General features: G+C 43.0%; 1 protein-coding gene, 1 tRNA gene and 2 pseudogenes. 3 read left to right on the forward strand and 1 reads right to left on the reverse strand.

Going from position 1 to position 2,140, the window contains the following annotated elements:
* Positions 1-130: 130 nt before the first annotated feature.
* Positions 131-811: a MaoC family dehydratase gene (locus tag KIV40_RS16430; protein ID WP_285350252.1), complete on the reverse strand. Its 681-nt coding sequence runs from the start codon at positions 809-811 to the stop codon at positions 131-133.
* Positions 812-1,140: 329 nt separating this feature from the next.
* Here KIV40_RS16430 and KIV40_RS16435 point away from each other — a divergent pair.
* The 3 genes and pseudogenes from KIV40_RS16435 to KIV40_RS35445 all read left to right on the forward strand — a co-directional run.
* Positions 1,141-1,231 (forward strand) — tRNA-Ser (locus tag KIV40_RS16435).
* Between the two features lie 412 nt (positions 1,232-1,643).
* Positions 1,644-1,967, forward strand: a pseudogene (locus KIV40_RS16440) (transposase); the annotation flags it as partial.
* Between the two features lie 78 nt (positions 1,968-2,045).
* A pseudogene (locus tag KIV40_RS35445) lies at positions 2,046-2,140 on the forward strand (IS66 family insertion sequence element accessory protein TnpB); the annotation flags it as partial.

Here is a 2,140-nt window from a genome sequence, read left to right on the forward strand (position 1 = left end):
TAGGCTAACGGTTCTCGCTCGACTGAGCCCGTAGAGGACTTTCACCCCCTAGATCAACGCCATGCTCGGCGCACCATAAAAAAAGAGAGCCAAATCCGGCTCTCTTTTTTGTTTGAATCTTTGAATTCGATTAGAAGTGCAATTGAATCACTGAAACAACCACTGCTCCAGGTCGACGCACACCTTCGATTTCTACTTTGATTTCACGCTCTATCTCAAGACCTTTCTTGATTGGCGTGATTTTAGTTAGCGTACTTGATGCACGAACGTTGTTACCCGCTTTCACTGGGTATGGGAAACGCACTCGGTTCAGACCTAGGTTCACCACTAGCTTTGCCGTTGGGAACATTGGGTTTGATGGGTCAACAGAGTCTGTCAGCTTAGGCAATAGCGCTAGCGTTAGGAAGCCGTGTGCAATCGTCGTTTTGAATGGAGACTCAGAAGCCGCACGCTCAGGATCCGTGTGAATCCATTGCATATCTTCAGTTACAGAGCCGAATTGGTTAATACGCTCTTGAGATACATAAACCCAGTCACCCACGTGAATCACTTCGCCCACCTTGTCGCTTAGCTCATCAAATAGAACTTGCGCTTCTGGCTTAAGCACGATCGGCTCAGGTTGAGGGATTACTTCTTCGTTAACAGCAGGTTGCTGGTGATCGCGTACTTTAGAAAATAAGAAGCTGCTTTGTGCTCGACCTAAGAAGTCACTCCAGTAATCGCGTAGCGTTGGAGACATCCAATTCATAAACTCTGATTGGTGAGCAGAAATCGCACCAACTTTGTCTTTAAATAGACTTGTGACTTTCATAAAAACCCTTAGATAAATTCAGCACAACTGGCTCTACCAGTGAATTTTGAATTAGTTCACATTATGTTGCAAACACTTTCGGGCGAACACATGTTTACTCAAAGTCATTTAGTTCTTATTTTTCATAAAGATATAAATAAAACACTATTTTATTAAGGCACCACAACATAACGCAAATACTCTACAAAATACTGTAACAATCACCCTTTTGGGTATTCCATCGCACTGCTTCCATCTTTAGGTGTGACCACAAAATAAGCAATCCGTTCTTTTTCATTAAAACAATGCTTTACAACGTTTCTGCCTCACCCTATTATACGTCCCGCAACGGAGAGATGGCTGAGTGGTTGAAAGCACCGGTCTTGAAAACCGGCATACGTTAATAGCGTATCTAGGGTTCAAATCCCTATCTCTCCGCCACATTCAAAACAAAAAAGCCGTTGATTATCAACGGCTTTTTTGTATCTAGGTGTACTTGCTCAATCAAAATAGGATTGACTGAGACAATGTACTTACTCAAATCGCCATCCGGCACTTACTACACTCGTCTATGCTTCCCTAAATACTTAAGAAGCAAGGACTTCCCCTTGACGTAAAAATATCTTTGTGTACAAAAGAACGTGCTATTGCTGTCTCACGCAATGCTGCCTTAATTATAAAACGATACTCTACCATACACAGGTTCACTTTAAGTGATTTTAGGCTTTGTTGCGTAATTCAATGGAACTAAACAGAAACTACGATCTGATCCGTTACGTCCACTATCTCTCGTAGCCCCATGCCTAAACAACGTTACAAAACAACCAACTGGAAGTAAAACAACTAATCACTCATTAACCGTGGCTCTTTGACCTTTGGATTGATGAGGAGGCGATAAGTGGGTGGGCGAAAAGCAAACAGAATAAGCGCTGGAGGCCACATCGGTTCGGTGATTTAGTTATCACGACAGTACTCATGTTAAAACGAGTTTTTTCTATGCCACTGAGAGCGTTGCAAGGATTTATCGAGTCAAGAAACAGCCTTCTGGGTGCGGGGTCACCCTAGAAACCTCGCCGTGGGTTTTCAGAAGTTATACGGCTCAAATAAGTATTGGAAAAAGCGGTATGGATACCACAAACCTTCACTCTCAGAAACCGCGATGTATCGAGTTAAGCGTAAGCGCTCCATAAAGCCCGCATTCTAATCGCCTAGCGCGAAGAATAAGATCAAGTCTCCAACCATGAGGAGATTTGAAATGGGAAAACGACACACTAATCAAGAATGGCAAACGCTCATCGAGCAGTCTGAATCGAGTTCATTGTCAACGCTTGCATTTTGTAAGCTTAATGA

This window comes from Vibrio sp. D173a (assembly GCF_030248475.1).

What these genes read in the sequence shown, in the direction of transcription:
- KIV40_RS16430 (WP_285350252.1), bottom strand. Translation starts at nt 811, where the DNA reads ATGAAAGTCACAAGTCTATTTAAAGACAAAGTTGGTGCGATTTCTGCT.